The organism is Sphingomonas kyungheensis (assembly GCF_037120395.1).
Classification (GTDB): Bacteria; Pseudomonadota; Alphaproteobacteria; order Sphingomonadales; family Sphingomonadaceae; genus Sphingomonas; species Sphingomonas kyungheensis.
In genome coordinates, this window is record NZ_JBBBDM010000026.1 from 2,501 (window position 1) to 5,000 (window position 2,500).

Below are 2,500 nucleotides of genomic sequence, written 5' to 3' on the forward strand. Positions count from 1 at the left end.
TTCAATCACTTATTATTTGGCTGAGATTATAATCATCCGCACCAGGATGACGCCGCAAGGCGTCTGGTAGAACCACGCTGCACTGCTCTGCCGAGTTTCGTGTCGCCCCTCTTCGAGGATGGCGATCCAGTGTTGTCGTTGGTGGTGTGGACTCTCAAGCGTGAGGTAAGGGCAATTCGTGGATGCCTTGGCATGTACAGGCGATGAAGGACGTGGCACGCTGCGATAAGCTGCGGTGAGGTGTGAGCAACCTTTGACCCGCAGATTTCCGAATGGGGAAACCCACCTATCCGTTTAATCAGCTGAGCCGCTCGGCGGCACGCGTCATGCGTGTCGCCCGGGGGCGCAACTGGTTAGGCGGGAACAGGTATCATGGAACTGAATACATAGGTTTCGTGAAGCGAACCCGGTGAACTGAAACATCTCAGTAGCTGGAGGAAAAGACATCAACCGAGATTCCGTTAGTAGTGGCGAGCGAACGCGGACCAGGCCAGTGCTTCCTATTCAACTAGCAGAACCATCTGGAAAGTTGGGCCATAGCGGGTGACAGCCCCGTATGCGAAAGTGATGTAGGAAGACTCGAGTAGGGCGGAACACGTGTAATTCTGTCTGAACATGGGGGGACCACCCTCCAAGCCTAAATACTCGTACATGACCGATAGCGAACTAGTACCGTGAGGGAAAGGTGAAAAGCACCCCGATGAGGGGAGTGAAACAGTACCTGAAACGGATTGCCTACAAGCAGTTGGAGGGTCCTTGAGGCCTGACAGCGTACCTCTTGCATAATGGGTCTGTGACTTAATGTTTCAAGCAAGCTTAAGCCGTTAGGTGTAGGCGCAGCGAAAGCGAGTCTGAATAGGGCGACTGAGTTTGAAGTATTAGACCCGAAACCCGGCGATCTAGGCATGACCAGGATGAAGGTGCAGTAACATGCACTGGAGGTCCGAACCGATTAACGTTGAAAAGTTACCGGATGAGTTGTGTTTAGGGGTGAAAGGCCAATCAAGCCGGGAAATAGCTGGTTCTCCGCGAAAACTATTGAGGTAGTGCCTCGGATGGACACCCTAGGGGGTAGAGCACTGGATGGATGCGGGGGTCGCGAGATCTACCAACTCTAACCAAACTCCGAATACCTAGGAGTGATATCCGGGAGACAGACGGCGGGTGCTAAGGTCCGTCGTCAAAAGGGAAACAGCCCTGACCTACAGCTAAGGTCCCCAAGTTATCACTAAGTGGGAAAGCATGTGGAAATCCCAAAACAACCAGGAGGTTGGCTTAGAAGCAGCCATCCTTTAAAGAAAGCGTAACAGCTCACTGGTCTAAACAAGGGTTTCTGCGGCGAAGATGTAACGGGGCTCAAGTGATACACCGAAGCTTAGGGTGTGGCGCAAGCCACGCGGTAGCGGAGCGTTCCGTAAGCCTGTGAAGCGATCTGGTAATGGGTCGTGGAGGTATCGGAAGTGCGAATGCAGACATGAGTAGCGATAAAGAGGGTGAGATGCCCTCTCGCCGAAAGACCAAGGGTTCCTGCGCAAGGCTAATCCGCGCAGGGTGAGCCGGCCCCTAAGACGAGCCCGAAGGGGGTAGTCGATGGGAACCACGTTAATATTCGTGGGCCTGGTGGTGTGTGACGGATGGTGTGAGTTGTTCGGCCTTAACGGATTGGCCGGGCTTCGAAACTGTTCCAGGAAATAGCCCCACCGTATAGACCGTACCCGAAACCGACACAGGTGGTCAGGTAGAGTATACCAAGGCGCTTGAGAGAAGTGTCCTGAAGGAACTCGGCAAATTGCCTCCGTACCTTCGGAAGAAGGAGGCCCAGCATAAGCGCAAGCTCTTGCTGGGGGCACAGGCCAGGGGGTAGCGACTGTTTAGCAAAAACACAGGGCTCTGCTAAGTCGGCTTCAAGACGACGTATAGGGCCTGACGCCTGCCCGGTGCCTGAAGGTTAAGTGGAGGGGTGCAAGCTCTGAAATGAAGCCCAGGTAAACGGCGGCCGTAACTATAACGGTCCTAAGGTAGCGAAATTCCTTGTCGGGTAAGTTCCGACCTGCACGAATGGCGTAACGACTTCCCCACTGTCTCCAGGACATGCTCAGCGAAATTGAATTCTCCGTGAAGATGCGGAGTACCCGCGGTTAGACGGAAAGACCCCGTGCACCTTTACTGCAGCTTCAGAGTGGCATTAGGAAAGAACTGTGTAGCATAGGTGGGAGGCTTTGAAGCGTTGGCGCCAGCCGGCGTGGAGCCATAGGTGAAATACCACCCTGTTGTTTTCTGATGTCTAACCTCGCACCGTTAGCCGGTGCAGGGACCCTCTGTGGCGGGTAGTTTGACTGGGGCGGTCGCCTCCTAAAGAGTAACGGAGGCGCGCGATGGTGGGCTCAGGCCGGTTGGAAACCGGCTGTTAGAGTGCAATGGCATAAGCCCGCCTGACTGCGAGACTGACAAGTCGAGCAGAGACGAAAGTCGGTCATAGTGATCCGGTGGTCCCTCGTGG

General features: G+C 54.5%; 1 rRNA gene (only partly in view). It reads left to right on the forward strand.

Annotated elements, in window-relative coordinates:
- Positions 1–155: 155 nt before the first annotated feature.
- Positions 156–2,500 (forward strand): 23S ribosomal RNA (locus V8201_RS18970); it runs 472 nt beyond the window's last position.